We start from the raw sequence: 23,902 nt of genomic DNA on the forward strand, positions 1-23,902 counted from the left end.
GCAGTTCGGGCTCCGGTCCATCCGGTCGGCGGACGGCGCGCGGTGCCGATGGCGACCACGTGACCGCACCCCGGCACTCCGGACCACTCGTCGCGTGGCCGCCGTCGGCGAAGGGGCCGGACCCGTCGACGAACGGGTCGTCCTGGACCGTCACCTGGAGCGGACGGGTTTTCCGCATCGCCTCCGTGATTTCGGCGGCGGCCCTGAATCGGTCGGCGCGGGCGTCCTTGAGTCCACGGTGTCCGGCGACGAGTACGGAATCCGTTCTCAGTTTTCCGGAAACCGTGAGGCCGGCGTCGACACCACCGGACATACCGGGCGGCGACATGGCGGCCTCGAAGTGGTTTCCGGAGGCGGAGTTTCCGTCCTGGAGAAGTTCCGGACAGGTACGACTGGAGGGCCGGAGTTGTCCCGGAAGGCGGATGACGAGAGCCGACCCGGGGCCGGTCGTACGTACTTCTTCGCGGGGCGTGAGAAGCCGGGAGATGATCCTTCGATTCGCCGCGATACGGTCCGGGACGTCGATCTCGGAGAATCTTTCCGGACCGTGTCCGGCGACCCGCGGACCGGCCGGGAAAACGGCCGGCGGAATCCACCGCACGCCGCCCCGGGAAACCGACGGCGACCGCCGGTGGACGCCCCCGCCCACGTCGTTGCCGGGCTCCGGCTCCCCGTCCGACGTCCGGGCGCGGCCGTACATGTCACCGTCGCCCGCCACGCTTTCCGCCACCCGAATCCTTCGATACATGCGCGATCCCGCCGGGTGCGGTGAGAGTGCGGGAATTTCCGTGGCCGCCGTCGGCGGGCGTCCGGGGAGGGCGTCGGCGGGGGCGCGCCGTGCAACGCACCGTGTATCAGATTCCGTTGCCGGTGATCGCCGGAAAAGGCTCGGGATTCTCACCCTCGGGGGCCAGAATGGTCGTTCCCTGACCAACTTCGAGGGACCCGAGACGGGTGATTTTCGGGCCTTCCGGAGTTCCGACGAAGAGGGTTGTCTCGACGGCCTCCTGGGACATTTCCCGTACCTCCGACTTGAGCCCGATGACATGCCGGCGGGGTGCACCGGGCACCACACCGGCGCACGGAGAAAATGCCCCCGGCCGACGTCCGACGGAATTCACGGCCGAACGCCGGGAGCCGCCTCGAGTTCGACGACCCCGCCCTCGCGCGCATCGGAACGATGGTCGACGGGCCGAACAGCCACGCTCGCTGACAAGGCATCACCCGAACGGACCCCCCAACGGGCACCATCTCATATCTGAGATAACCTCAACCTCATGGCAGACGACTACCTCGTACGCATCGGCAAGCTCATCCGTGACGCCCGGCAGCACCGCGGCTGGACACAGGCACAGCTCGCGGAGGCGCTCGGCACCAGTCAGAGCGCTGTCAACCGCATCGAGCGCGGCAACCAAAACATCAGCCTTGAGATGATCGCTCGAATCGGTGAAGCCCTCGACAGCGAGATCGTCTCACTGGGCTACGCGGGCCCGATGCATCTGCGGGTGGTGGGCGGTCGCCGGCTGTCCGGCGCGATCGACGTGAAGACCAGCAAGAACGCGTGCGTGGCCCTGCTGTGCGCCTCCCTGCTCAACAAGGGGCGCACGGTACTGCGCCGGGTGGCCCGGATCGAGGAGGTGTACCGCCTCCTGGAGGTGCTCAACTCCATCGGCGTGCGCACCCGCTGGATCAACGAGGGCGTCGACCTGGAGCTGGTACCGCCGGCCGACCTGGACATGGCGGCGATCGACGCCGAGGCCGCCGTACGCACCCGCTCGATCATCATGTTCTTCGGTCCGCTGCTGCACCGCATGGACCACTTCAAGCTGCCGTACGCCGGCGGCTGCGACCTCGGCACGCGGACCATCGAACCGCACATGATCGCGCTGCGCCGGTTCGGGCTGGACATCGCGGCGACCGAGGGGCAGTACCACGCGCAGGTCGACCGCTCGATCCGCCCGGACCGCCCGATCGTGCTGACCGAACGCGGGGACACGGTCACCGAGAACGCGCTGCTGGCCGCCGCCCGGCACGACGGCGTGACCGTCATCCGCAACGCGTCCTCCAACTACATGGTCCAGGACCTCTGCTTCTTCCTGGAGGCGCTCGGCGTCAGGGTCGAGGGCATCGGCACCACCACTTTGACCGTGCACGGCGTCCCGAACATCGACGTGGACGTGGACTACTCGCCCTCCGAGGACCCGGTAGAGGCGATGAGCCTGCTGGCCGCGGCGGTGGTGACGGAGTCGGAGCTGACCGTGCGCCGGGTGCCGATCGAGTTCCTCGAGATCGAACTCGCCGTCCTGGAGGAGATGGGCCTCGACCACGACCGCACGGCCGAGTACTTCGCCGACAACGGCCGTACCCGCCTGGTCGACCTCACCGTCCGGCCCTCCAAGCTGGAGGCGCCGATCGACAAGATCCACCCGATGCCGTTCCCGGGTCTGAACATCGACAACGTCCCCTTCTTCGCGGCCATCGCGGCGGTCGCTCAGGGCAAGACCCTGATCCACGACTGGGTCTACGACAACCGCGCGATCTACCTCACCGACCTGAACCGCCTCGGCGGCCGGCTCCAGCTGCTGGACCCGCACCGGGTACTGGTGGAGGGCCCGACCCGCTGGCGCGCCGCCGAGATGATGTGCCCGCCGGCGCTGCGCCCCGCCGTGGTCGTCCTGCTGGCCATGATGGCGGCCGAGGGCACCTCCGTGCTGCGCAACGTGTACGTCATCAACCGCGGTTACGAGGACCTCGCGGAGCGCCTCAACACGATCGGGGCGCAGATCGAGATCTTCCGCGACATCTGATGAGCGAATGCCGCCACACCTCGCCTGACCTGCTGCTGAGCGGGTCAGGACGGGGTGCGGCGGCGTCTTTGGGACCGCTCTGGGACTTTGGGCACGCGGCGGGCTACGGGCACCGCCCCACCAGACATGATCGAGTGCCGCGAAACGGATCGAACCGGCCGCGGATCGGCAGCCGGAAGGCCGCGACGGCGCATATCACGCCCGGATTCCGCTGCTCCGGGTTTCGTCGTCGTCCGTCAGCCCTGTGGAGTTCCATGCCTGCCGGAGCGCCCGTGCCACGGCCTCGTGCGCGTCCTCGGCCAGAGGGTGACCGCTTTCGACGCCCATGGCCGTCACTTGGTTGTGGACCCACCGCTGCCAGCTGCCGGCGATGTCCTCGTACCACTCGGTCGCTCTGCTCGCCCCACAACACCAGGGTGGGGCGTCGGACCTTGCGCCCGGCGGCCTGGTCCTCGTCGTCGTCTCGGCGTTCGATGCTCCCGCAGTTGTGGTGGCGGGTACCGAGGTACTTGCGCCCTGCTGGCCCTGTGCTGGGCACTGCTGTCCAGCGGCCTGCCTCTGTGGCTGCAGCAGGACACCACGGCTCCGGTCTGGATCGCCCCACTGACAGTGCTGGTCAGTTCGCTCCGCATCGCCTTGTTCCAGGTGCGTGTCACCCGCTCCGGGCAACGGCTGGCCGGGGCGGTGCGGTCCTCCCGGCGGGCCGGCCTCGCGCTGGCTGCCTGTTGTGCGGGATTCGCGGCGGCCGCCTGGCCCGCCGACCCGCTGATGGCCTGCGGTCTCGTGTTCGGCGGGGCTCGGCGGCGGCCGTCACTCCCGAGAAGCGGTCGAGGAGGGCGTCGAGGACGACCGGAGCCTCGGCGCGGACGAGACGGGCTCCCATGCAGTGGTGGGTGCCGGCGCCGAACGCCAGGTGGACGTCCCCGAACGGGCGTCCCTCACCCCCGTGAGAGAGGACCGTCCTCCTCGCGGCTCACCTCGTGGTGGCGGCCGTCGGGGCGGGGCAGCGGCTTGAGGTCGACCTGGATGCGGTGCGTGGAGTCGTGGCTCACCGAGCCGCCCAGCCGGGCCTCGACCACACCCAGGCGCAGCCCCGCACCGCCCTCACCGGCCCGGTGGAACTGCACCGAGAACTCCAGGCTGACCTGCTCCACACTGAACCGCCAGTCGCTCTCGGCGCCCTCGGCCTGGGCCCGGGCCAGTTCCGCACGTACCGTGCCGATGGCCTCCGCGAGACCGATCGGTTCCGGATCCCCCATGACAACACACCGCCGGCTTCCGTTGATTGACCGATGCAACCCGGTCACAAGTCTAGGGACGGGCGATGCCCCGCGCGTAGTGTGAGACAGCATGGGGGAACTGCGTGCGGACTGGAGACTCAGGCTGCGACGCGAGGACGCGCACGGCCCCGTCTGCGGAGCCGGTGTACTCGTCGACCAGCACACGGCGCTGACCTGTGCACACGTGGTGCGCCACCCGGATGCCGTGATGTGGCTGGAGTTCGCCGAGAACAGCGCGCTGGAACCGGTGGCCGCCCGGGTGATGGCGGGCGGCTGGCTCCGGGAGGGCGGACACGGCGAGGACGTCGCCGTGTTACGGCTCGACAGTCCGCGCCCGCAGGCGCGCCCCGCTCCGCTGGAACCCGTGCTCAGGGCCGGTACGGAGGTGTACACGACCGGGTACGCGGAGGGCTTCGACGACGGTATGAGCCTGTGGGGCCGGATCGGCGGCGCCAGCGGCGAGCGGGTGCAGCTCGACGCCGTCACCAAGGCCGAGGTGGTGCGCGCCGGGTTCAGCGGCGCAGCCGTCTGCACCCGGCCCCGTGAGGGCCGTCCGGCCCGGGTGGTCGGCCTCGTCGTCAGCTGGCGCGGGGACATGGCCGAGCTGCTGCCCGAGGACAACCGGCTCGCCTTCTCGTATCTGGTTCCGATCGACCGCATCGCCGAACTCTCCCCCGTCGTGAAGGAGTTGAGCAGCCCGGACGCCTGGGACCACGGCTTCGAGGAGCGAGTGGTCCGGTGGTACGACGATCCGGACGAGGACCCGGTGAAGATCACCGTGGTGCCCCCGGGCAGCGGCAAGGACCGCTCGCTGCGCCATCTGCTGCACCGTGCCGACATCGTCCATCGCGGCGGCGACAGCAGACCGCACCTGGCCGACCACGCCCTGGGCCGGATCTCCTTCCCGGTCGGCGAGTACCTCGCGTACTGGGACTGGCTGCTCGGCACCGCACGCCACCCGACGGGCGCGACCTCCACCCCCGTCCGGCCCGTGACGGTGGTCGTCGACGGCCTCGACGAGGAGCCCCGGCCCGGCCCGCTGCTCGAACTCCTCGTGCGGTTACGGGTGTTGGGCTTCCGACTGCTGCTCGTCTTCCGCCACGAGGGCGGCACCGGCTGGAACACGGCCCGAGACGACCTGCTGCGGCCCGCGCTCCTCGGCCACGCGGACGCGCTGCTCGGCCGGCTGCGGCTCGCCGAGTTCGGCAACGCCATCCGCCGCGACGTCGTCGGCAGCGCCTCCCTCGACGCCGTCACCGAGACGGCCGACCTGCGCCGGGCCGAACTCCGCCGGATCGGCGCGTTACCGGACCCGCAGCAGCAACTTCCCCGGCTGCGCGCGCTGCTCAGAACCCTGCGCGCCGACCTGGACCGTCAGGGAGGCCGGTGATGCGGGGGCACCGCCCGGACCGGGCCGGGCGGCAGGACGAGGGGAGGATGCGCGGCTGCCCGCACCGGAACTTCGACGGCTCCCGCTGCCAGGGCTCCGTACTGCCCACCGGCTGGTGCGACCTGTGCGGCCGCGCGGAGCGGGGCCCCGCACTGCCCGCCCTGCCCGAGGACCCGGGGGACCTCGGTCCCCGCGGCCTCCTCACGCTCCCCGACCGCGCACCGCGCCCCGCCGAGGAACGCCTCGTCCGTACGGAGACACCGCTGCGTATCCGGATGGGCTGCTCGGCCGCCGACTGCGGGGTCACCTTCGCCCCGCCCTACACCGACGGCCCGGTGCCCATCACGGGGTACTGCCCGGCGTGCGGCGAGCGGTACTCGTACGAACCCGAGCTCACCGAGGGCGATTTACTGCGCGACCAGTACCGGATCATGGGGCCCATCGCACACGGCGGCCAGGGCTGGGTCTACCTCGCCGAGGACACCCATCTCGGGGACGTCGTCGCCGTCAAGGGACTGCTCAACCGGTACGAGCACGACGGCGCCCGGCTCGCCGACGTCGAGCGCCGCAACCTGGTCGCCATGCGCCACCCCCGGATCGTCCAGATCCGCGACTTCGTCGCCCGCGGCGACGGCACCGGGGAGATCACCGGCGGCTACATCGTCATGGACGACGTCGGCGACGGCACCCTGGAGAAGGTCGTCGAGGAGACCCGGCGGGGCGAGTCGGTGCTCGACATCGAGCACGTGGCGGCATACGGCTGCCAGGTCCTCGAAGCCCTGGCGCATCTGCACGCCGGCGGTGAACGGGTCTTCGTCTACGGGGACATGAAGCCCTCGAACGTCGTGCACCACGGGGCCGGCGTCAAGGTCATCGACCTCGGCGGCATGCGCGAGGAGGGCCAGAGCCGGCCGCCCGCCCATGTCACCAACGACTACATGGCGCCGGAGACCGCGTTCTCGGGGCTGCCCACCGTCGCCCACGACCTGCACACCGTCGGCGTCACCCTGCGGGAACTCGCCCACTGGGCCGTCGACGAGGTGCCCGGCCTCGGCACCGGCTCCTTCTGGCAGGTCGTCGAGCGAGCCGTGCGGACCGACCCCGGCCGGCGCTTCGCCGACGCCCGCGAGATGGCGGGCCAACTACGGGGCGCACTGCGGGAGATCCGGGCCCTGCGCGGCAAGAGCGACCCGCCCGAGCCCTCCGACTACTTCCGTCCGTCCGCCCAGCTGCTCGGCGCCCGGCTCGGCACGGTGCCGGGCATCGAGCACTGGCTGGAGCGACCCCGCCGCGACCGGTACGAGCCGCCGGTGGCTCCCGCCCTCGATCTCGGCGCCCCCACTCCCACCGAGATCGCCGGCTGTCTGCCGGTGCCGCGCCGCTACCCGGGCGACCCGCAGACCGCGCGGTTCGAGGTGAGCAGCGGTTACGACCCCGGGTTGCTCCTCGACCAGGAGGACGAGAAACCGGCCTCGGTGGAGATCTGCCTGCACAACGTGCGTGTCCTGCTGGGCCGGAACACCCGGCGCGACCTGGAGCTGGCCCAGGCGGAGCTCGACACCGCCGACTCCATCCCCGGGCCGTCCGCGGTGCGCCGATGGCGTCTGGAGTGGCACCGCGCGCTGCTCGCGCTGCGGCACGCCGGTCTTCACGACACCGCACAGCAAGTCGCGGACGCCCAGGGCCACTTCCTGCGGGTCCACCTCGAACTGCCCGGCGAGTACGCCCCCAAGCTGGCCCTCGCCTACTGCGGGGAGCGGCTCGGCGACCACGGCAACGGACCCACCGCCAGGGAGCTGTACGAGGCGGTGTTCGCCCGCAACCCCGCGCACGGCGGCGCCGCGCTGGGGCTGGCCAGGCTGGCGCTGCGCGCGGGCGACCGGCGGGCGGCCCTCGACGTGCTCGGCCGGGTGGGGCCCGGCACCCTGGACCACACCGTGGCCCGGATCGCGTCCCTGCGGATCCGCGCGGCCCGGCTGCCCGAGGACGTCGGTCCGCCGTCGAGGAACTTCGCTCCGCTGCCCGCGCCCGCCGAGGTCGACGCGGCGCTGGCCGAACTGCCCGGCCTGGTGGGCCGCGGACCGGGCGCGGGAGAGCCGAGCCTGTCCGAGGACGAGGCGCTGCGGCTGCGGACCGAGCTGCACGAATGGAAACTGGACGCGCTGCACCACCAGAGCGACCGGACCGGCGCTCCGGGCGCGGGCGCCGGCCGGCTCGACGCCCGCCGGCTCAGACGCCTGCCCCCGCCGGAGCGCGAGCAGCGCAGGCGGTTGGAGTCGCTCTACCGGCAACTGGCCGCCTGGAACCGTGAGTCGGCCGCCACCCACGAACACCTCGTGGACCTCCTGCACGCGATACGGCCACAGACCCGGATCTGACCACCCGCCACCACCGAACCGAACGACGCAGACGCAGACGCAGACGCCGACACAGACAGCACGCGAGCACCGCACGACACGACACAAACGCACGGCAACACGCAAGCACCGCACCGCACGACACAAACGCACGGCAACACGCGAGCACCGCACGACACGACACAACCAGGCTGAACGACCGGACCACCCGGCACGACAGAGCCGGGCGGCACGACGCAGCCGCGCAGCGCCGCAGACGCGGTGTCCTCGGTGACGAAGGGAAGGAGCGGTGACGGAGGACATGAGCAGCCACACCCGGCCGTCGCGGCCGGGCATCCGACTCCACGTCGACCTCGACGGTGACCTGCGCCCGCACCGCAGCGCGAAGATCGAGGCCCATCTGCGGGTCGAGGCGGCCGCCGACGGCGCCCCCACCGACCTGCCCGCGGTCGAACTCGCCGTGATCATCGCCGTGGACGTCGCCGAGTCCAACCGGGCGGCCGTACGCCAGGCCCTGCCGGCCGCGCTGCGTGCCCTGCCCGACCGGATCTCCTTCGCCGTGCTCGGCAGCGGCCCCGAGCCGGTCCGGTGCTATCCGCGGGGCGACGACACGTGGGCCGTCGCCGACCAGAACCAGCGCCGCCGGGCCGCGTTCGCCGTGGGCTCGCTGCCGCTGCACCGGGACGGTCCGCGTCCCGCCGGGTACGCCCCCTGGGCGGCCGAGGCGCGTGCCCTGCTCGCCGACCGCCCGCTGTCCGTACCGCATCTGGTGCTGATCACCGACGGCAGCAGCGCCGCCGGCGAGACGCGTCTCGAGGAGGAACTGGACGCCTGTGCCGGGAAGTTCACCTGTGACGTGTTCGCGGTGGGCGCCGACTGGCCTCCTGATCCGCTGCTCGCCATCGCCGAACGGCTGCACGGCACCGCCCAGTTCGTGGACGAGGGTCTCGGCCGGGCGGTCTCCGACGCCATCGCGCGGCTGCGCCGGGTGGGCACCTCCCAGCTGGCGATCGAGGTCACCGTGTGCCCCTCGGTGCGCCAGGTCTCGCTCAGCGAGAAGGCGCCGCGGCCGCACCGCCTCGTCGGGTTGCCCCGGTCCGGCCGACCGCGCGGGTGGAGCTTCCCCACCCACCAGTGGGAGCAGGGCAGCCGCGACTACCTGCTCACCCTGGTCGCCAGCGCCGACGACGACCCGCTGGAGACCGACCTGCAGTTCGCCATGGTCTCCGTCGCCGACGTCCACGTGCCGGTCGTCGCCCGCTGGCGCCTGCCCCGCCAGTCCGCGCCGCCCGGCCCGGCGGGCGGCGGCAGTGTGCGCAGCCTCAACGCCACCGCACGGATGCGCGGCGCGCTGCGCGAGGGGCTCACCGCGCTCCAGGGACACCGGCCCGACACCGCCCGGGAGTGCCTGGCGCAGGCGGCCCAACTGGCGGCGCGGTTCGGTACGGACTGGGTGCTGGACGAGATCCGTACGGTCGCCGACATCGAGGACGCGGCCGCGGGGCGGATCCGACTGCGCGCCGTGGACGCGGGCGCCCTCGGCCCGATGATCCTGCGGGCCGGCTCCCGGCCGGGCGGCCCCATGGCCGACCTCGTCGACGCACCGCCCGGCCCACGCTGCGGCACCTGCCGGAGCCGGGCCGGGAGCGAGGCCCGTTACTGCATCGTCTGCGGGGAGAAGCTGCCGTGACGACCGTACGGACGACCCTCTTACGCCGGTACTCCCCCGCCGCGTTCTGGCGCGGGCGGCTGAGCCACTGGCGGACCCGCCGGTTGCTGGAGACGCATCTGCTGGTGCTGTTCCTGTGTGCCGCCGTGGCCTCGACCTCTCTGTTCTTCTCCTACCGGCAGACCCAGCGGGGCGCCGCGGCCCTCGCCGCCCGTGAGGCGCCGGCCGTGCAGGGGCTCGCCGCCAGCCGGCTGGCGGCGCTGCGGGCCGACCAGGAGGCCCACGCCCTGGTGACGACGCACCTCGTCGACGTGGCGGGTTCGGGCGAGACCTACCGGTCCCAGTTGTCCGCCGCGGACCAGGGCCTGTCCCGGATCGCCGACCGCACGGACCAGGACCTCGGCACGGTCAACGGTCTGCTCGCCACCTACGGGAACTCGCTCAACCTCGGTACGTCCATGTACCGCGACCAGCCGCTGATGCGGGAGCAGAAACTCGACGAGGCGCACTCGCTGCTCACCCGCAGCACGGTCGGGCTCGCGCCCCGCCTCGACGCACTGCAGCGGATCCAGCTGCGGCACGCCGAGGCCACGGCCACCATGGGGCAGTGGCAGCGGGCCGGCTGGTGGCTCGCCGAACTCGCCCTGGCCACACTGGCGTTGACCCTGCTTTCGGCGCTGTTCGTGCTGCGCGACCGGTGCGGCCGCGACTGGAACCCGTATCTGCTCGCGGCCTTCGTCATCACCGTGCTGCTCGCGGTGTTCCCGCTGCTGACGACGTCGGCCACCGAGGACCGCCTGGACAGAGCGCTCGCCGACCTGGGGCAGATCACCAAGGTGTCCCGGACCCGGCACTCCGGCCCGGGGCTGGCCGGGGCGCAGCAGAGCGTCGCGCAGAAGTCGGAGGAGGTCCGGCAGGAACTCACCGACGGCGGCTGGACCGACCGGATGTACCGGGGCACGGTCGTCGGCGGCCTGCTGCTCGTCGTCCTGCCCGCGCAGGGCGTCGGGCTCCGGCTCGACAGCGACTACTGGAGGCGGCGGTGACCCGGCGGTTCAAGGTGCTGGTCGTGCTCGTGGTCATGCTGCTGATCGCGGCCGGCGGGCTGGTGGTGGTCTGGGCACGGCACGACGACCGGGAGCCGGTGACGATCCTCGGGACCTGGACCGGGGAGCAGGCGGAGCAGTTCGAGGCCGTGCTGCGGGGCTTCGGCATCCCCTTCCGCTACCAGGGCACCGCCGCCCAGCGCGAGGTGCTGCTCTCCAAGGTGCAGTCGGGAGAGCCCCCGGACATCGTGATCATGCCGGGCATCGGTGAACTCGCCGAGTACGCCGGCCAGAACCGTCTCAAGCCACTGAACGGGCTCTACGACCCGCGGCAGTACGGCGCCCCCTGGAACGCGACCGGCGCGGCCTCCGCGTCCGTGTACTGGGTCCCGGTCAAGGCGGACCTGAAGAGCATCGTCTGGTACCGGCGGGGTGAGAGGCTCGCCGCCTCACCCGCACCGCTGCGGAGTTGGTGCATCGGCATGGGGGACGACGGTGCCTCCGGCTGGCCCGGCACCGACTGGATCGAGGACCTCGTGCTGCAACGGGCGGGGCCGGCCGTGTACGAGAAGTGGGCGCTGGGCGCCGGCGACACATGGCGGAGCGCCCCGGTGCGCTCCGCCTGGCAGGCCTGGGCCGGTCTGCTCGGGCAGGACCGGGCCAGGGCCCGGCACGCCCTGCTCACCGACCACCGCGGCGCCCCGGACAGCGACGGGCTGCTGTTCGGCGGCTGGGGCGGATGCGATCTGGAGCATCAGGGGTCGTTCGCGAGTTCCTTCTACAAGACCGAGGCGCCGCACGCGGACCTGACGGACTCCGCTCCGCTGCTGCCCGGCGGCGGCCAGGTCCGGGCCCACGAGGTCACCGGGGACTTCGCGGCACTGTTCAGCGGCCGTCCCGAGGCCCGTGAGCTGGTCCGGCGGCTGGCTTCCAAGGAGGGCCAGCAGGAGTGGGCCGACTCGGCGGACTTCTTCTCGGCGAACCGGCAGGTGGACCCGCAGAACCACACGGTGGAACGCGAGATCGCCGAGCGGCTCCGGGCGGGCCCGCGCTGCCTGGACGCCTCGGACGTGATGGCGCCCGCCGTACGGGACGCCTTCTACGAGGCCGTCCTGCAGACCATCGCCCGGGTCGCCGCCGGCCAGGATCCCGGCACCGCGGGCCTGCTGCGGGACCTTCAGCGGGTGCAGGACGCACAGGGCGCCCCGGGCAGAGCGGCACCGCGGACGGTGTGCAGTTCCCGGTGAGGGGTGAGGGGGTGAGGGGGTGAGGGGGTGAGGGGTGAGGGGGTGAGGGGGTGAGGGGTCCGTGGCCGGCCGCCTAGGGCAGAGCCTTCCCGATCGCCGCCAGCCAGGCGTCGACCGGTCCGGCCGTCACCAGCCCGCTGCCCGCGCCGGCGAGCTGGCCGGCGGCCGGGCGCAGCCCGTCCTGGCAGCGGCGCAGGGTCCGGCGGTCGCCGACCGCCAGGGCGACGGCCGCCACGACACACCACAGCGCCTCCTGCACCAGGTCGGCAGGCGGCTCGGGCAGCCCGTGCAGCGCTTCGCGGGCCGCCCCCTCGCCGTCGGCGGCCAGAGCGAGCCCCGGCCGGATCCAGGGGAGATACGGGCCCCAGTCGGCGTCCGGACCGAGGGCCGCACGGATGCCGTACGGCCGCCCGGCCAGGCGCAGGCAGAGCAGCGCGAGCGGAAGCAGCCCGGCGCGCACTCCCGGCATGCCCGGCCCGTCCAGCAGCCGGTCGACCTCGCGGTAGGCGGCCTCGGCGCGCTCCGGCTGCCCGGTCGCGGCCAGCCGCAGGGCCCGGTACCCGTCGGTGAACACCCGGACCAGCGGCAGTTCATGGCGGGCGGCCAGCCGGTCGGCCGCCTCGGCGTGTGCCTCGGCGGTGGTGAGGTCGGCGAGGCCCGCGCGGGCCTGCACCCGGATCAGATGGCCGAGCACCTCGTAGGTGACCAGGCCGTGCCGGGTGGCCAGGGCGATCAGTTCGGTGCCGAGGGCGTCACGGCGCGGGGCGAGGCCGGCCCGGGTGCAGGACTGCATGAAGACGCCGTTGAGGGCGAAGGCGAGCAGCGCCGGATCGTCCAGGCCGCGGGCCAGGTGTTCCGCTTCGACGGCGGCCTCGGCGGCACGGGCCGATCGGGTGCCGCGTGACTCGAGGGCGACCGTGGCGAGCAGCCGGCAGCGGGCGGTGTCCCGGGCCGGGGTCGCGGGCAGCCGGGCCAGTGCGCGTTCGGCGGCCTCGACCACGCGGCGGGCGGCCGCCGGGTCGTCGGAGCGGGTCCAGATCGCCGGGACGTCGTAGGCGCCGATGACCCTCGCCGCCAGTTCCGGGTCACCGGACTCCTCGGCCGCGCTGATCGCCGCGAGACGGTGTTCGCGGGCGGCGGCCAGCCCACCGGAGCCGGTCACCGCGAGCGTGCGCAGCAGGCCGACGGTCGATTCGAGCCGGGCCCGGGCGCCCGCGGCGACGGTACGGTCGTACGCCTCGGCCGTCCGGGACCACACCCGTGCCGCCGCGGTCTTCCGTTCCGCGTCCAGGCCGGGGTCCTGCGCGAGGATGCCGGCCTCCAGCCGCCGCAGCGCCGGGCCGGGGTCGAGTCCCAGCTGGTCGGCGAGGGTCGCGCGGGCCCGGCGCAGCACCGCGAGGGCGTCGCCCTGGCGGCCGGTCCGGTAGAGCGCGAGCGCCAGCAGCCGCCAGCCCTCCTCGCGCCACGGGTGCCCGGTGAGGTGGGCGTCCAGATCGGGCACCGCCTCGGCCGCCCGGCCCTCGGTGAGCAGCGCCTCGGCCCGCTGCTCGACGGCCCGGAGCCGCAGCTCGGCCAGCCGGGCCCGCTCGCCCCCGCACCAGGCCTCGTCGGCGAACTCGGCGTAGGCCGGCCCCCGCCACAGCTCCAGCGCCTCCCGGAGCCGCCGGGCGGCCTGCGCGGGCTCCTCCTCTACGGCACTCTCCACGGCCGTCTCGAACCGCCAGGCGTCCACCGCCTCGGCTTCCGCGCGCAGGGCGTAGCCGGGTCCCTCGGTGACGAGCAGCCGGGCCGGGGTGCGGGACGGCCGGTCGGGTTCGAGGGCGCGGCGCAGGTCGCCGACGAAGGTGCGGACGGTGCCGACGGCGGTGGGCGGCGGCTCGTCCCAGAGGTCGGCGACCAGGCAGGCCACCGGCACGACCCTTCTGCGGGCCACGATCAGCCGGGCCAGTACGGCGCGGTGCCGAGGGCCCTTCAGAGCGAGCGGAACACCGACACGCTCGGCCGTCACGGTCCCGAGCACCCCGAAAACGACCTGCTCCATCCTCACCCGCCCCACGGTAGATCCCACCCCACGCCGGATCCCGGCCGTGCCAGGTCCACCACACGCCGGATCCTCGGCCCACGGTAGATCCCGGCCCACGCCGAACCCCGGCCCACGGTAGATCCCGGCCCACGCCGAACCCCGGCCCACGGTAGATCCCGGCCCACGCCGAACCCGGCCCCACGCCGTACCCCGGCCCAAGGCCGTACCCCGGCCCAAGGCAGCTCCCGGCCCACGCCGAACCCGGCCCCACGCCGAACCCCCGCCCAAGGCAGCTCCCGGCCCACGCCGAACCCCGGCCATGCCGGACCCCACCCCACGGCGAGTGCTGATTCGTTGCTGATCCGGGGGCGGGAGTCTCGGGGCATGAACATCCCCGGTTTCGCAACCCACCGTGTTCCGGTCGCCGACGGCGTCTCCCTGCACGCTTCCGTCGGTGGCACCGGCCGCCCGGTCGTCCTGCTGCACGGTTTCCCGCAGACCCACCTGATGTGGCGGCGGGTGGCCGCCGACCTCGCCGCCGACCACACGGTGATCTGTCCCGACCTGCGCGGCTACGGCGCCAGTGACAAGCCGGCCGACGCGGACGGGCTGACGTACGCGAAGCGGACCATGGCCGCCGACGTGGTGGCGCTGGCCCGCTCCCTCGGCCACGAGAGGTTCACGCTGGCCGGGCACGACCGGGGTGCGCTGGTGGCGTTCCGGGCCGGCCTGGACCATCCGGACACCGTCACGCACCTGGCCCTCCTCGACGTACTGCCCACCCTGGACATGTGGGAGGTGCTGCACGGCAGCACCGCCGCCGTCGCCTTCCACCTCTACCTGATGGCCCAGCCCCCGGGCCTGCCCGAGCAGTTGATCGGCGCCGCCCCGGACCTCTTCTTCGGTCACTTCCTCGACCTGTGGACCCGGGACCCCTCGGCGATCCCCGCCGACGTCCGCGCCGCCTATCTCGCGGCCTGCCGGGCGGCGGTGCCCTCGATCGTGGCCGACTACCGGGCCTCGGCCGGCATCGACACCGAGCACGACCGGGCCGACCGGGCCGCCGGGACCGTGCTGGGCATGCCGGTGACCGTGCTCCAGCAGGACTGGGGCGCAGCCCTCGGCTACGACGCGGCCGCGCTGTGGCGGGCCTGGGCACCGGACCTGGACCACCACACGGTGGACTGCGGGCACTTCATGGCGGAGGAGGCACCGGACGAGGTCACGTCCGCGCTGCGGAAGCTGCTGACCCGGTGATCCGGCTGGTGATCCGGCCCGGCACCGCCGGGGTGCCGGGCCGCCCGGGGCCGCCGGGGTGCCGGGCCGCCCGGGGCCGCGCCTCAGCCCTTGTCGAGGGTCACGTCCTGCTGCTGGACGGCGTGGAAGAAGGGCAACGGCAGGCCGCCCTGCAGGCGCAGTTCCATGATCGTGGCCTCCACACGGACCGCACCGGGCTTCAGTTTCTCCGAGGTCACCTTGCCGGTGTTCTTCCAGTGGTGCTCGGCGCCGTCGCACACGGCCCGGGTGCCGCCGACGCCGTGGCGGTGGTTCGGCGACTCCTGGCTGACCGACGAGCTGACGAACACCGGCCCCGTGGCATCGGTGCAGGTGTAGGTGCCGGAGAGGGTGACCGTGCCGTCGTCGGCGAGACGGCCGGTGGGGTCGACGGTGACGGACTCGGAGGGGGCGGCGGTCGCGGGGGCGACGGCGACGCAGAGCAGCGCGGCGGAACCGAGGGCCGCGGCGAGGACAGGGCGTAGGTGCATGACATCCTTCCCAGGTCGGGGTGTGGGGCATGCCCTGGATACCGGGCGCCCGGCCCGGGAAGCGTGACCATCACCCCTTCGGTGGCGCGTCCCACCACTCGGCAAGGAACCGCACGTCAGCGCGGCAGCGCCGCCTGCCGTCCCGGGCGCGCGGCGACCGTCGTGGGAGCGTCCGGGAGTTGTCCGTGTGTTGTCACAGGTCGCGGCAGGAGGTTCCGTGGCGTTCACGACGGGAGCATGGTCTGGTCATGCCGGTCGGCGACCGCGCCGGAGGCAGACCCGTGGAGGTGCGCCATGTGTTCCCACCAGTTCCCGAGCGCGACGGCCGACCGCGGCCTCCCGCACGTCGTGGCCGCCCACCCCGAGCAGGGCTGGACCCTGTTGTGCGACGGGGCGATCGTCTTCGACGACACCGGCGAGCTGCGCCCCGACGGCAGCGTGGCCGAGCCGCGCCGCGGCCCGGCCGGCCGGCTCGCCGTCGCCGCCTGACCCGCCGCGGGGAGGGCGCGGACAGCGCTCCGGCGGCTCCGCGGACACCCCGTCGGTCCCCTCCCGGAATCCTGACTCATGTTCAGGCGCGTACCTGAGGTGACCAGCAGCGATGCCGGGGACCTAAAATGATCAACGTGTCCGAGCAACACGCCCCGAGGTCCCTCATCGTCACGCTCTACGGTGCGTACGGCCGCTTCCTGCCCGGCCCGGTGCCTGTCGCCGAGCTGATCCGGCTGCTGGCCGCCGTCGGCGTGGACGCCCCTTCCGTACGGTCGTCGGTGTCCCGGCTCAAACGGCGCGGCCTGCTGGCGCCGGCCCGTACCGCGCAGGGCGCCGCCGGCTACGAACTCTCCGCCGAGGCCCGCCAGTTGCTGGACGACGGCGACCGCCGGGTGTACGCGGCGGCACCGCCGGAGGACGCGGGCTGGGTGCTCGCGGTGTTCTCGGTGCCCGAGTCGGAACGGCAGAAGCGGCACGTGCTGCGCTCCCGGCTCGCCGGACTCGGCTTCGGCACGGCCGCCCCCGGGGTGTGGATCGCCCCGGCCCGGCTGTTCGAGGAGACCCGGCACACCCTGCGCCGGCTCGGCCTCGATCCGTACGTGGACTTCTTCCGCGGCGACCATCTCGGATTCGCGCCCACCACCGAGGCGGTCGCCCGTTGGTGGGACCTGACAGCGATCGCCAAGGCGCACGAGCAGTTCCTCGACGACCACGAGCCGGTGCTGCGCGGCTGGGAGCACCGGACGGACACCCCGCCCGAGCGCGCCTACCACGACTATCTGCTCGCCCTGGACTCCTGGCGCCATATGCCGTACACCGACCCCGGACTGCCGACGAGCCTGCTGCCCGCCGACTGGCCGGGCACCCGTTCGGCCGCCGTCTTCCGGGCGTTGCACCAGCGGCTGCGGGACCCGGGCGGTGCCTTCGTCGGCCTGTGAACGGACCGGCCAGCCGACCGCCGATTGTGAAATGTTCATTTCAGGACCGCGTGACCTCTTGCGTACTACGAGTCACTCAGCCAAACCTCAGCCTCCTTGACCACTCCTCTCAGACTTCTTACCTACTCTTCGACGGGTCGTACGCCAGCTTGACGAGACGGTAAGGAAGAGGTCTGTTGCGCATGACCACCACGCCAAGGGCTCAGGGGGCCACGGTCTGGCTGACGGGGCTGCCGAGCGCGGGCAAGACGACGATCGCCCGGCTTCTGGGGGATCGGCTCAAGGCCCAGGGACATCGCGTGGAGGTCCTCGACGGCGACGAGATACGCCGCTTCCTCTCGGCCGGCCTCGGCTTCTCGCGGGCGGACCGCAACACCAACGTGCAGCGCATCGGACTGGTCTCCGAGGTGCTGGCACGCAACGGCGTGCTCTCCGTCGTCCCGGTCATCGCCCCCTACGCCGACAGCCGCGAGGCGGTCCGCAACCGGCACGCGAAGAGCGGCACCCCGTACCTGGAGGTGCATGTCGCGACCCCCTTCGAGGTGTGCAGCGGACGGGACGTGAAGGGCCTGTACGCCAGGCAGGCCGCGGGCGAACTGTCCGGGCTGACCGGTGTGGACGACCCGTACGAGCCGCCCACGGACCCGGCGCTGGTGCTGCACACCCAGGACCAGACCCCGCAGGAGTCGGCGGACGCGGTGCACGCGCTGCTGGCGGAGCGGGGACTGGTATGAGCACCTTCGCCCTGTCCCATCTCGCGGGCGCCCCCGAGCTCACCGCCAACGATCTGGGCCGGATCACCCTGCGCAGCGCCGAGCCGGTGCCGCTGGACGCCTACGCGGTCTCCCGGCGCACCGGGGCGTTCATCCTGATCGATCCGGCGGACGGCGCGACGCTGACCGCGGGGATGGTCGACTTCGCCTGATCCCCTCTCCGTCGCGGAGCCCCCGGCACCCGCCGGGGGCTCCGCGCGTTCGAGACGGTCACAAGGTCACGGCGCGTCAATAAGGCGGTAACAGAGCGGGCGGGCGTGCAGGACGGCCGGGCGGCCGGGGTAAGCAGTCCGTTGTCGGGCCGAAGGACGCGCCCGGGGCCCGCCGACAGGCTCTGGGGCGGGACCCGTACCATTCCTACAGTTGAAAGCAGGACAAGCAGTGATCGCCTGCGCCATGAACGGAATCGCCGTGTACGAACCACCTTCCGCCGCCTCCTGGCGCATCGCGCTGCCGCACACCGTCGCGGCCGTGCCGGTCGCCCGTGCCCTGGTGCGTTCGGCGATGGAGGAGGCCGACCACCCGGCGGACCCCGACACCGCCGAGCTGCTCACCGCGGAACTGGTCGCCAACGCCGTCGAGCACACCGCCGGCAAGGGGCCGATAGAGCTGGTCGTCGAGCTGATGCCGGGCGGCTGCAAGGTCGAGGTGCACGACCCGGACCCGGCGCCGCCGGGCCACCTGACCCGTCCGGTGATCGAGGAGCCCGATCCCATGGACGAGGGCGGGCGGGGTCTGCTGCTGATCCGCGCCCTCAGCGCGTCCTGCGGGCACCGCCCCACCGAGTCCGGCAAGGCGGTGTGGTTCAGGCTTCCTGTAGTACCGCGTCAGTGGCGTCCGGCGTGACCGCGTCGCTCGCGGAAACGGCCAGCGTGGATTTCCGGCGCCCGTAGCCGACGTAGACCAGCAGGCCCACGACCAGGAAGACGGCGAACTGGATCCAGGTCGCCCACCCGGTCTCGTACATCAGGTACAGGCAGAAAGCGACGCCCAGCAGCGGTACGACCGGGTAGAGCGGCACCCGGAAGGTGCGGGCGAGGGACGGTTCGCGACGGCGCAGGGCGATCACCGCGATGTTCACCACCGCCATGATCGCGAGGGTGCCGATGGTGCACAGGTTCATCACCGCGTCCAGCGAGGCGAAGGCCGCCGGCAGCGCGAAGACGCCCGCGACGATCAGCGTCCCGGCGACCGGGGTGGCGGTCTTCGGGGAGACCTTCTCGAAGACGCGCGGGATCAGCCCGTCCCGGGACATGGACATGAGGATGCGGGTCTGGCCGTACATCACCGCGAGGACGACGGATGCGATGGCGACGACCGCGCCGAAGGCGATCACACCGCCGCCGATCGTGGACCCGGTGACCTGGTTGACGACGTAGGACAGGGCCGCGGGACGCCCGGCCACCTGGGCGCCGCCGATGGCGCCGGTCGCGGCCAGCGCGACGGCGCAGTAGAGCAGCGTGACCACGCCCATGCAGACGAGGATCGCGACCGGGATGTCCCGGCGCGGGTTCTTCGCCTCCTCGCCGGCCGTGGTGATCGCGTCGAAGCCGATGTAGGAGAAGAACGCCGCGGTGGTGCCGGCGCCGATGCCGCCGAGCCCGGCCGGGGAGAACGGCACGAGGTTGCCGTCCTTGAAGGCGCTGAAGCCGATCACGCAGAAGGCGACCAGGATGACGAGCTTCACGGCCGCCATCGCGGCGGTCGCCCGGGCGCTCTCCCGGACCCCGCGCACCAGCAGCACGGCGGCCATCGCGATGACGATCACGGCGGGGAGGTTCACGATCCCGCCGTCGCCGGGGCCCGCGGACAGGGCGTGCGGGAGCTGGAGGCCGGTGAGGCTGTGCAGCAGTTCGTTGACGTACTGGCTCCAGCCGACCGCGACGGCCGAGATCGAGACGCCGTACTCCAGCAGCAGGCACCAGCCGACCAGGAAGGCCGTGGACTCGCCGAGACCGGCGTAGGCGAAGGAGTACGACGATCCGGAGACCGGGATCGCGCCGCCCAGCTCGGCGAAGGAGAGGGCGGTGAAGACGCAGGTGATCGCTGCGAGGGCGAACGAGATCACGACGGCCGGACCGGCCTGGGCGACCGAGTCGGAGAGCCCGACGAAGATGCCGGTGCCGACGATCGCGCCGATGCCGAAGCAGATCAGCTGGAAGAGGCCCATGGTGCGGCGGAGGCCGTGGCCCGCGCGGTCGGCGCCGGATTCGGCGACCAGCAGGTGGGGGGACTTGATGCGGGGCATGCGGGTGGTGCTCGTTTCTGGTGGTGCGGGTGCGATCCGGGTCGGTCGCCGTGGCGGCCGCGGCAGGGGTGGGCCGGGCCGCCGGAAAGAATAAGGCCTGCTGAGGCCGGAGCGTTACGGCGGCGGTCAGCCGAGCGTGGCCACCAGCACCGCCTTGATGGTGTGCATCCGGTTCTCGGCCTCGTCGAAGACGACCGAGTGCTCGGACTCGAACACCTCGTCGGTGACCTCCAGCTCGGTCAGTCCATGGCGCTCGAAGATCTCCCGGCCGATGTCGGTGCCCAGGTCGTGGAAGGCCGGCAGACAGTGCAGGAACTTGACGTCGGGGTTGCCGCTGGCGCGCAGCACGTCCATGGTCACGGCGTAGGGGCCGAGCAGCGCGATCCGCTCGTCCCAGACCTCCTTGGGCTCGCCCATCGACACCCATACGTCGGTGGCGATGAAGTCGGCGCCGCGTACGCCCTCCTTGACGTCCTCGGTGAGGGTGATCCGGGCCCCGGACGCCTCGGCGAGCCGCTCGGCCAGCTCGACGATGGTGCCGTCCGGCCACAGCAGCCGGGGCGCCACGATCCGCACGTCCATGCCGAGCAGGGCGCCGGTGACGAGGTAGGAGTTGCCCATGTTGTAGCGGGCGTCGCCGAGGTAGGCGAAGGCCATCCCGGTGAGCGGCTTGTCGCTGTGCTCGGTCATGGTGAGCACGTCGGCGAGCATCTGGGTGGGGTGCCACTCGTCGGTGAGGCCGTTGTAGACGGGCACCCCGGCGAACGCGGCCAGCTCCTCCACGACGCCCTGCCCGTGCCCGCGGTACTCGATGGCGTCGAACATCCGACCGAGGACCCGGGCGGTGTCCTTCACCGACTCCTTGTGCCCGATCTGCGAACCGGCCGGGTCTAGGTAGGTGGTGACGGCCCCCTGGTCGGCGGCGGCGACCTCGAAGGCGCAGCGGGTGCGGGTGGAGGTCTTCTCGAAGACCAGCGCGATGTTCTTGCCGCGCAGGTACTGGGTCTCGGCCCCGGCCTTCTTGGCCGCCTTCAGCTCGGCGGCCAGCCCGACCAGCCCGCGGAACTCCTCCTGGGTGAAGTCCAGCTCCTTGAGGAAGTGGCGGCCGGCGAGGGCGGTCGGGACTGTCGCCATGGGGGCGCTCCAGCAGTAGAGGTCGACGCGGGGACTTATGGAAGTCTATACGACGTGCCACATTTATATACAGCCGCCCGTCGAGATCGTCCTATGGTCCCCACGTCTTGTGCCCCTCACACGGCGTCCCGCTCCACCGGGCAGCTCATGCAGCGCGGGCCGCCCCGCCCCCGGCCCAGTTCGCTGCCCGGGATCTCGATCACCTCGATGCCCTGCTTGCGCAGATGGGTGTTGGTGGTGGAGTTGCGCTCGTAGGCGACGACCACACCGGGTTCGACGGCGAGGACGTTGCAGCCGTCGTCCCACTGCTCGCGCTCGGCCGCGTGCACGTCCTGGGTGGCGGTGAGGACCCGGATCTCGCTGAGGCCGAGGGCGGCGGCGATCGCGCGGTGCATGTGCTCCGGCGGGTGGTCGGTGACCTTGAGCTCCTTCTCGCCGGCGCCCGGTTCGATGGTGTACGAGCGGAGCATGCCGAGCCCGGCGTACTGGGTGAAGGTGTCGCGGTCGACCATCGTCATCACCGTGTCGAGGTGCATGAAGGCGCGCCGCTTCGGCATGTCCAGGGCCACGATCGTCCGCGCGGAGCCCGCCGCGAACAGCTTGTGCGCGAGCATCTCCACGGCCTGCGGGGTGGTGCGCTCGCTCATCCCGATCAGGACCGCGCCGCTGCCGATCACCAGGACGTCGCCGCCCTCGATGGTGGAGGGGTAGGCGGCCTGCCCCTCCGACCAGACATGGAACGTTTCGCCACGGAAGAGCGGGTGGTGCCGGTAGATCGCCTCGAAGTGCACGGTCTCGCGCTGCCGGGCCGGCCAGCGCATGGCGTTGATGGAGACGCCGTCGTAGACCCAGGCGGAGGTGTCCCGGGTGAAGAGGTGGTTGGGGAGCGGTTCCAGGAGGAAGTCGTCGAGGTCCATGACGTGGAAGCGGACCGAGGTGGGCTCCGCGTGCCCGTCCAGGAACTCCCGCTTGGTCATGCCGCCGACCAGCGCCTCGGCCAGCTGGGGCGTGGGCAGGTTCTCGAAGGCGGCGCGCAGGTGGTCGGTGGCGAGCGGGCCGTACTCCTTCTCGTCGAAGACCCGGTCCAGGACGAGGGTGCGAGCAGCCGGGATCGCCAGCGTCTCGGTGAGCAGGTCGCCGAAGAGATGGACGGCGACCCCGCGGTCCCGGAGCACGTCCGCGAAGCCGTCGTGCTCGGCCCTGGCCCGGCGCACCCACAGGAGGTCGTCGAAGAGAAGGGCGTCCTTGTTGCTGGGGGTGAGCCTTTTGAGCTCCAGATCCGGCCGGTGCAGGATGACGCGGCGCAGCCGCCCGGCTTCGGAGTCGACATGGAATCCCATGCCTCCATCCTGGCCATCGCGGACCGGGTTCACCCCCAGGTTGACCGCTTCTTGTTCTCGTCCTCTTGACGACAAGCGGAACGCACAGGATTATTGTCATGCTGACTCTAAATCACGAGGGGGGCACCATGGCCGACATCACCCGGCGGCTGGGCCGGCGCCATCTGCGCGGGGCACCGACGGCGCACATCAGGCATCACCGGGGCGGGAAGCTCCTGCACGACGGACCCGGCATCAGCTTCTGGTTCCGCGCGCTGACCGCGGCGATCTCCGAGATACCGGTCGACGACCGCGAGCTGGCGATGACCTTCCACGCCCGTACGGCCGACTTCCAGGACGTGTCGGTGCAGGCGACGGTCACCTACCGCGTCGGCGACCCGGCACTGGCGGCCGCCCGCCTCGACTTCTCGATCGATCCCGACACCGGAGCCTGGCGCGGCACCCCGCTGGAACAGCTGGGCACCCTGCTCACCGAGACGGCCCAGCAGCACGCACTGGCCGTGCTGGCCCGCACCCCGCTGGCGGCGGCGCTGGTCGACGGGGTGGCGGCGGTCCGGGAACGGATCGCCGAGGGGCTCGGCGCGGAGCCCCGGCTGCCGGCCACCGGGATCGAGGTGGTGGCCGTGCGGGTGATGGCGCTGCGGCCCGAACCCGAGGTGGAGCGGGCGCTGCGCACCCCGGCCCGCGAGCAGATCCAGCAGGAGGCCGACCGGGCCACCTACGAGCGGCGGGCGGTGGCCGTCGAGCGGGAGCGGGCGATCGCCGAGAACGAGCTGGCCAGCCAGATCGAACTGGCCCGCCGCGAGGAGCAGTTGGTCGAGCAGCGGGGCACCAACACACGGCGCGAGGCGGAGGAGCACGCGGCGGCCGACGCGGTGCGCGCGGAGGCGGAGGCCGCGAGGTCGGTGAAGCTGGCGGAGGCCGAGGCGGCCCGCACGGTGCGGCTCGCGGAGGCGGAGGCGGCCCGGTCCGTGAAGCTGGGCGAGGCCGAGGCGGCCCGGGCGGTCACGCTCGCGCGGGCCGAGGCCGAGGGGGCCCGGGAGATCGGCGAGGCCCGGGCCGCGGCACAGGCGGCCTGGCTGCGGGTGCACGGCGAGGTGGACGTGGCCACGCTGCACGCCCTGACGGGCACGCGGCTCGCCGAGAACCTGCCGCGCATCGACAGCGTGACCGTGTCGCCGGACGTGCTGACGGGGCTGCTGGCGAAGCTGGGCTCGGCGGAGGGGGCGTGAACGCGGACCGCAGCTCCCCGGCAGGGGACGGCACGCGGGGCACGGCCGCCCGGCGGCCCGGCGAGTCGGCGGCCCCACCGAAGCCCACCCGGCTCGACCGAACCCCCGTCGGGAAAGGCACCAGGAACACGACCACCTACCGGACCGCGGCACCAGCCGC

19 protein-coding genes and 2 pseudogenes are annotated in these 23,902 nt (G+C 72.7%); 13 read left to right on the forward strand and 8 right to left on the reverse strand.

Features of this window, described 5'->3' with window-relative positions; genetic code table 11:
* Positions 1-151: 151 nt before the first annotated feature.
* Positions 152-748, reverse strand: a pseudogene (locus ACZ4N4_RS11345) (hypothetical protein); the annotation flags it as partial.
* 106 nt (positions 749-854) lie between these two features.
* The gene (locus tag ACZ4N4_RS11350) at positions 855-1,016 is read right to left on the reverse strand and encodes a hypothetical protein (RefSeq protein WP_467586978.1); all 162 of its coding nucleotides are present in this window, start codon (positions 1,014-1,016) and stop codon (positions 855-857) included.
* 261 nt (positions 1,017-1,277) lie between these two features.
* Here ACZ4N4_RS11350 and ACZ4N4_RS11355 point away from each other — a divergent pair, with 261 nt between their 5' ends.
* Positions 1,278-2,807 carry a helix-turn-helix domain-containing protein gene (locus ACZ4N4_RS11355; protein ID WP_360488958.1) on the forward strand — a complete coding sequence of 510 codons (1,530 nt, stop codon included), beginning with the start codon at positions 1,278-1,280 and terminating at the stop codon, positions 2,805-2,807.
* A gap of 938 nt (positions 2,808-3,745) precedes the next feature.
* Here ACZ4N4_RS11355 and ACZ4N4_RS11360 read toward each other — a convergent pair.
* Positions 3,746-4,066, reverse strand: coding sequence for a trypco2 family protein (locus ACZ4N4_RS11360; RefSeq protein ID WP_360488956.1), 321 nt, complete (start codon positions 4,064-4,066; stop codon positions 3,746-3,748).
* A 91-nt stretch (positions 4,067-4,157) separates the two neighbouring features.
* Between ACZ4N4_RS11360 and ACZ4N4_RS11365 the strand changes: the two genes are divergently transcribed.
* From ACZ4N4_RS11365 to ACZ4N4_RS11385, 5 genes are all read left to right on the forward strand, one after another.
* Positions 4,158-5,477 carry a S1 family peptidase gene (locus ACZ4N4_RS11365; protein WP_467586980.1) on the forward strand — a complete coding sequence of 440 codons (1,320 nt, stop codon included), beginning with the start codon at positions 4,158-4,160 and terminating at the stop codon, positions 5,475-5,477.
* Between the two features lie 47 nt (positions 5,478-5,524).
* On the forward strand, positions 5,525-7,855 hold the full coding sequence (locus ACZ4N4_RS11370; protein ID WP_467587695.1) for a tetratricopeptide repeat protein: 2,331 nt from the start codon (positions 5,525-5,527) through the stop codon (positions 7,853-7,855).
* Positions 7,856-8,135: 280 nt separating this feature from the next.
* Positions 8,136-9,524, forward strand: coding sequence for a vWA domain-containing protein (locus ACZ4N4_RS11375; protein ID WP_467586983.1), 1,389 nt, complete (start codon positions 8,136-8,138; stop codon positions 9,522-9,524).
* A complete protein-coding gene (locus tag ACZ4N4_RS11380; RefSeq protein WP_467586986.1) occupies positions 9,521-10,549 on the forward strand; it encodes a hypothetical protein in 1,029 nt (342 codons plus the stop codon). Before ACZ4N4_RS11375 ends, ACZ4N4_RS11380 begins: the two co-directional genes overlap by 4 nt.
* Entirely contained in the window at positions 10,546-11,796 is a 1,251-nt protein-coding gene (locus tag ACZ4N4_RS11385) for an extracellular solute-binding protein (protein WP_467586989.1), read from the forward strand. The genes ACZ4N4_RS11380 and ACZ4N4_RS11385 overlap by 4 nt, the downstream gene beginning before the upstream one ends.
* A 73-nt stretch (positions 11,797-11,869) precedes the next feature.
* Here the strand turns inward: ACZ4N4_RS11385 and ACZ4N4_RS11390 are convergent, their stop codons facing one another.
* On the reverse strand, positions 11,870-13,837 hold the full coding sequence (locus tag ACZ4N4_RS11390; RefSeq protein WP_467586991.1) for an AfsR/SARP family transcriptional regulator: 1,968 nt from the start codon (positions 13,835-13,837) through the stop codon (positions 11,870-11,872).
* A 366-nt stretch (positions 13,838-14,203) separates the two neighbouring features.
* Between ACZ4N4_RS11390 and ACZ4N4_RS11395 the strand changes: the two genes are divergently transcribed.
* Positions 14,204-15,076, forward strand: coding sequence for an alpha/beta fold hydrolase (locus tag ACZ4N4_RS11395; RefSeq protein WP_467586994.1), 873 nt, complete (start codon positions 14,204-14,206; stop codon positions 15,074-15,076).
* 83 nt (positions 15,077-15,159) lie between these two features.
* Here the strand turns inward: ACZ4N4_RS11395 and ACZ4N4_RS11400 are convergent, their stop codons facing one another.
* Positions 15,160-15,585: a DUF6299 family protein gene (locus ACZ4N4_RS11400; RefSeq protein WP_467586996.1), complete on the reverse strand. Its 426-nt coding sequence runs from the start codon at positions 15,583-15,585 to the stop codon at positions 15,160-15,162.
* Between the two features lie 294 nt (positions 15,586-15,879).
* Here ACZ4N4_RS11400 and ACZ4N4_RS11405 point away from each other — a divergent pair, with 294 nt between their 5' ends.
* The 5 genes and pseudogenes from ACZ4N4_RS11405 (at position 15,880) to ACZ4N4_RS11425 (ending at position 18,634) form a co-directional block, all read left to right on the forward strand.
* Positions 15,880-16,074: a DUF5999 family protein gene (locus ACZ4N4_RS11405; RefSeq protein ID WP_453566123.1), complete on the forward strand. Its 195-nt coding sequence runs from the start codon at positions 15,880-15,882 to the stop codon at positions 16,072-16,074.
* Between the two features lie 128 nt (positions 16,075-16,202).
* On the forward strand, positions 16,203-17,015 hold the full coding sequence (locus tag ACZ4N4_RS11410) for a PaaX family transcriptional regulator (protein WP_467586999.1): 813 nt from the start codon (positions 16,203-16,205) through the stop codon (positions 17,013-17,015).
* Between the two features lie 182 nt (positions 17,016-17,197).
* Entirely contained in the window at positions 17,198-17,749 is a 552-nt protein-coding gene (gene cysC, locus ACZ4N4_RS11415) for an adenylyl-sulfate kinase (RefSeq protein WP_467587002.1), read from the forward strand.
* Between the two features lie 35 nt (positions 17,750-17,784).
* A pseudogene (locus ACZ4N4_RS11420) lies at positions 17,785-17,940 on the forward strand (elongation factor 1-alpha C-terminal domain-related protein); the annotation flags it as partial.
* Positions 17,941-18,184: 244 nt separating this feature from the next.
* Positions 18,185-18,634 (forward strand): ATP-binding protein, encoded by a 450-nt coding sequence (locus ACZ4N4_RS11425; RefSeq protein ID WP_467587005.1) that lies wholly within the window; start codon positions 18,185-18,187, stop codon positions 18,632-18,634.
* Here ACZ4N4_RS11425 and ACZ4N4_RS11430 read toward each other — a convergent pair.
* The 3 genes from ACZ4N4_RS11430 to ACZ4N4_RS11440 form a co-directional block, all read right to left on the reverse strand.
* Positions 18,594-20,036 (reverse strand): amino acid permease, encoded by a 1,443-nt coding sequence (locus ACZ4N4_RS11430; protein ID WP_467587008.1) that lies wholly within the window; start codon positions 20,034-20,036, stop codon positions 18,594-18,596. The genes ACZ4N4_RS11425 and ACZ4N4_RS11430 overlap by 41 nt on opposite strands.
* A 126-nt stretch (positions 20,037-20,162) precedes the next feature.
* A complete protein-coding gene (argF, locus tag ACZ4N4_RS11435; RefSeq protein WP_467587010.1) occupies positions 20,163-21,170 on the reverse strand; it encodes an ornithine carbamoyltransferase in 1,008 nt (335 codons plus the stop codon).
* Between the two features lie 116 nt (positions 21,171-21,286).
* Positions 21,287-22,510 (reverse strand): arginine deiminase, encoded by a 1,224-nt coding sequence (locus tag ACZ4N4_RS11440; RefSeq protein ID WP_453566110.1) that lies wholly within the window; start codon positions 22,508-22,510, stop codon positions 21,287-21,289.
* Positions 22,511-22,638: 128 nt separating this feature from the next.
* Here ACZ4N4_RS11440 and ACZ4N4_RS11445 point away from each other — a divergent pair, with 128 nt between their 5' ends.
* Entirely contained in the window at positions 22,639-23,742 is a 1,104-nt protein-coding gene (locus ACZ4N4_RS11445; protein ID WP_467587012.1) for an SPFH domain-containing protein, read from the forward strand.
* Positions 23,743-23,902 lie beyond the last annotated feature (160 nt).

Source organism: Streptomyces sp. NPDC026538, assembly GCF_055567535.1.

Bases quoted from the DNA above. Each gene is read 5' to 3' on its own strand.
- ACZ4N4_RS11350 (WP_467586978.1), bottom strand. From the start codon at position 1,016: ATGTCCCAGGAGGCCGTCGAGACAACCCTCTTCGTCGGAACTCCGGAA.
- ACZ4N4_RS11355 (WP_360488958.1), top strand. From the start codon at position 1,278: ATGGCAGACGACTACCTCGTACGCATCGGCAAGCTCATCCGTGACGCC.
- ACZ4N4_RS11360 (WP_360488956.1), bottom strand. From the start codon at position 4,066: ATGGGGGATCCGGAACCGATCGGTCTCGCGGAGGCCATCGGCACGGTA.
- ACZ4N4_RS11365 (WP_467586980.1), top strand. From the start codon at position 4,158: ATGGGGGAACTGCGTGCGGACTGGAGACTCAGGCTGCGACGCGAGGAC.
- ACZ4N4_RS11370 (WP_467587695.1), top strand. From the start codon at position 5,525: ATGCGCGGCTGCCCGCACCGGAACTTCGACGGCTCCCGCTGCCAGGGC.
- ACZ4N4_RS11375 (WP_467586983.1), top strand. From the start codon at position 8,136: ATGAGCAGCCACACCCGGCCGTCGCGGCCGGGCATCCGACTCCACGTC.
- ACZ4N4_RS11390 (WP_467586991.1), bottom strand. From the start codon at position 13,837: ATGGAGCAGGTCGTTTTCGGGGTGCTCGGGACCGTGACGGCCGAGCGT.
- ACZ4N4_RS11395 (WP_467586994.1), top strand. From the start codon at position 14,204: ATGAACATCCCCGGTTTCGCAACCCACCGTGTTCCGGTCGCCGACGGC.
- ACZ4N4_RS11400 (WP_467586996.1), bottom strand. From the start codon at position 15,585: ATGCACCTACGCCCTGTCCTCGCCGCGGCCCTCGGTTCCGCCGCGCTG.
- ACZ4N4_RS11405 (WP_453566123.1), top strand. From the start codon at position 15,880: ATGTGTTCCCACCAGTTCCCGAGCGCGACGGCCGACCGCGGCCTCCCG.
- ACZ4N4_RS11410 (WP_467586999.1), top strand. From the start codon at position 16,203: ATGATCAACGTGTCCGAGCAACACGCCCCGAGGTCCCTCATCGTCACG.
- cysC (WP_467587002.1), top strand. From the start codon at position 17,198: ATGACCACCACGCCAAGGGCTCAGGGGGCCACGGTCTGGCTGACGGGG.
- ACZ4N4_RS11425 (WP_467587005.1), top strand. From the start codon at position 18,185: ATGAACGGAATCGCCGTGTACGAACCACCTTCCGCCGCCTCCTGGCGC.
- ACZ4N4_RS11430 (WP_467587008.1), bottom strand. From the start codon at position 20,036: ATGCCCCGCATCAAGTCCCCCCACCTGCTGGTCGCCGAATCCGGCGCC.
- argF (WP_467587010.1), bottom strand. From the start codon at position 21,170: ATGGCGACAGTCCCGACCGCCCTCGCCGGCCGCCACTTCCTCAAGGAG.
- ACZ4N4_RS11440 (WP_453566110.1), bottom strand. From the start codon at position 22,510: ATGGGATTCCATGTCGACTCCGAAGCCGGGCGGCTGCGCCGCGTCATC.
- ACZ4N4_RS11445 (WP_467587012.1), top strand. From the start codon at position 22,639: ATGGCCGACATCACCCGGCGGCTGGGCCGGCGCCATCTGCGCGGGGCA.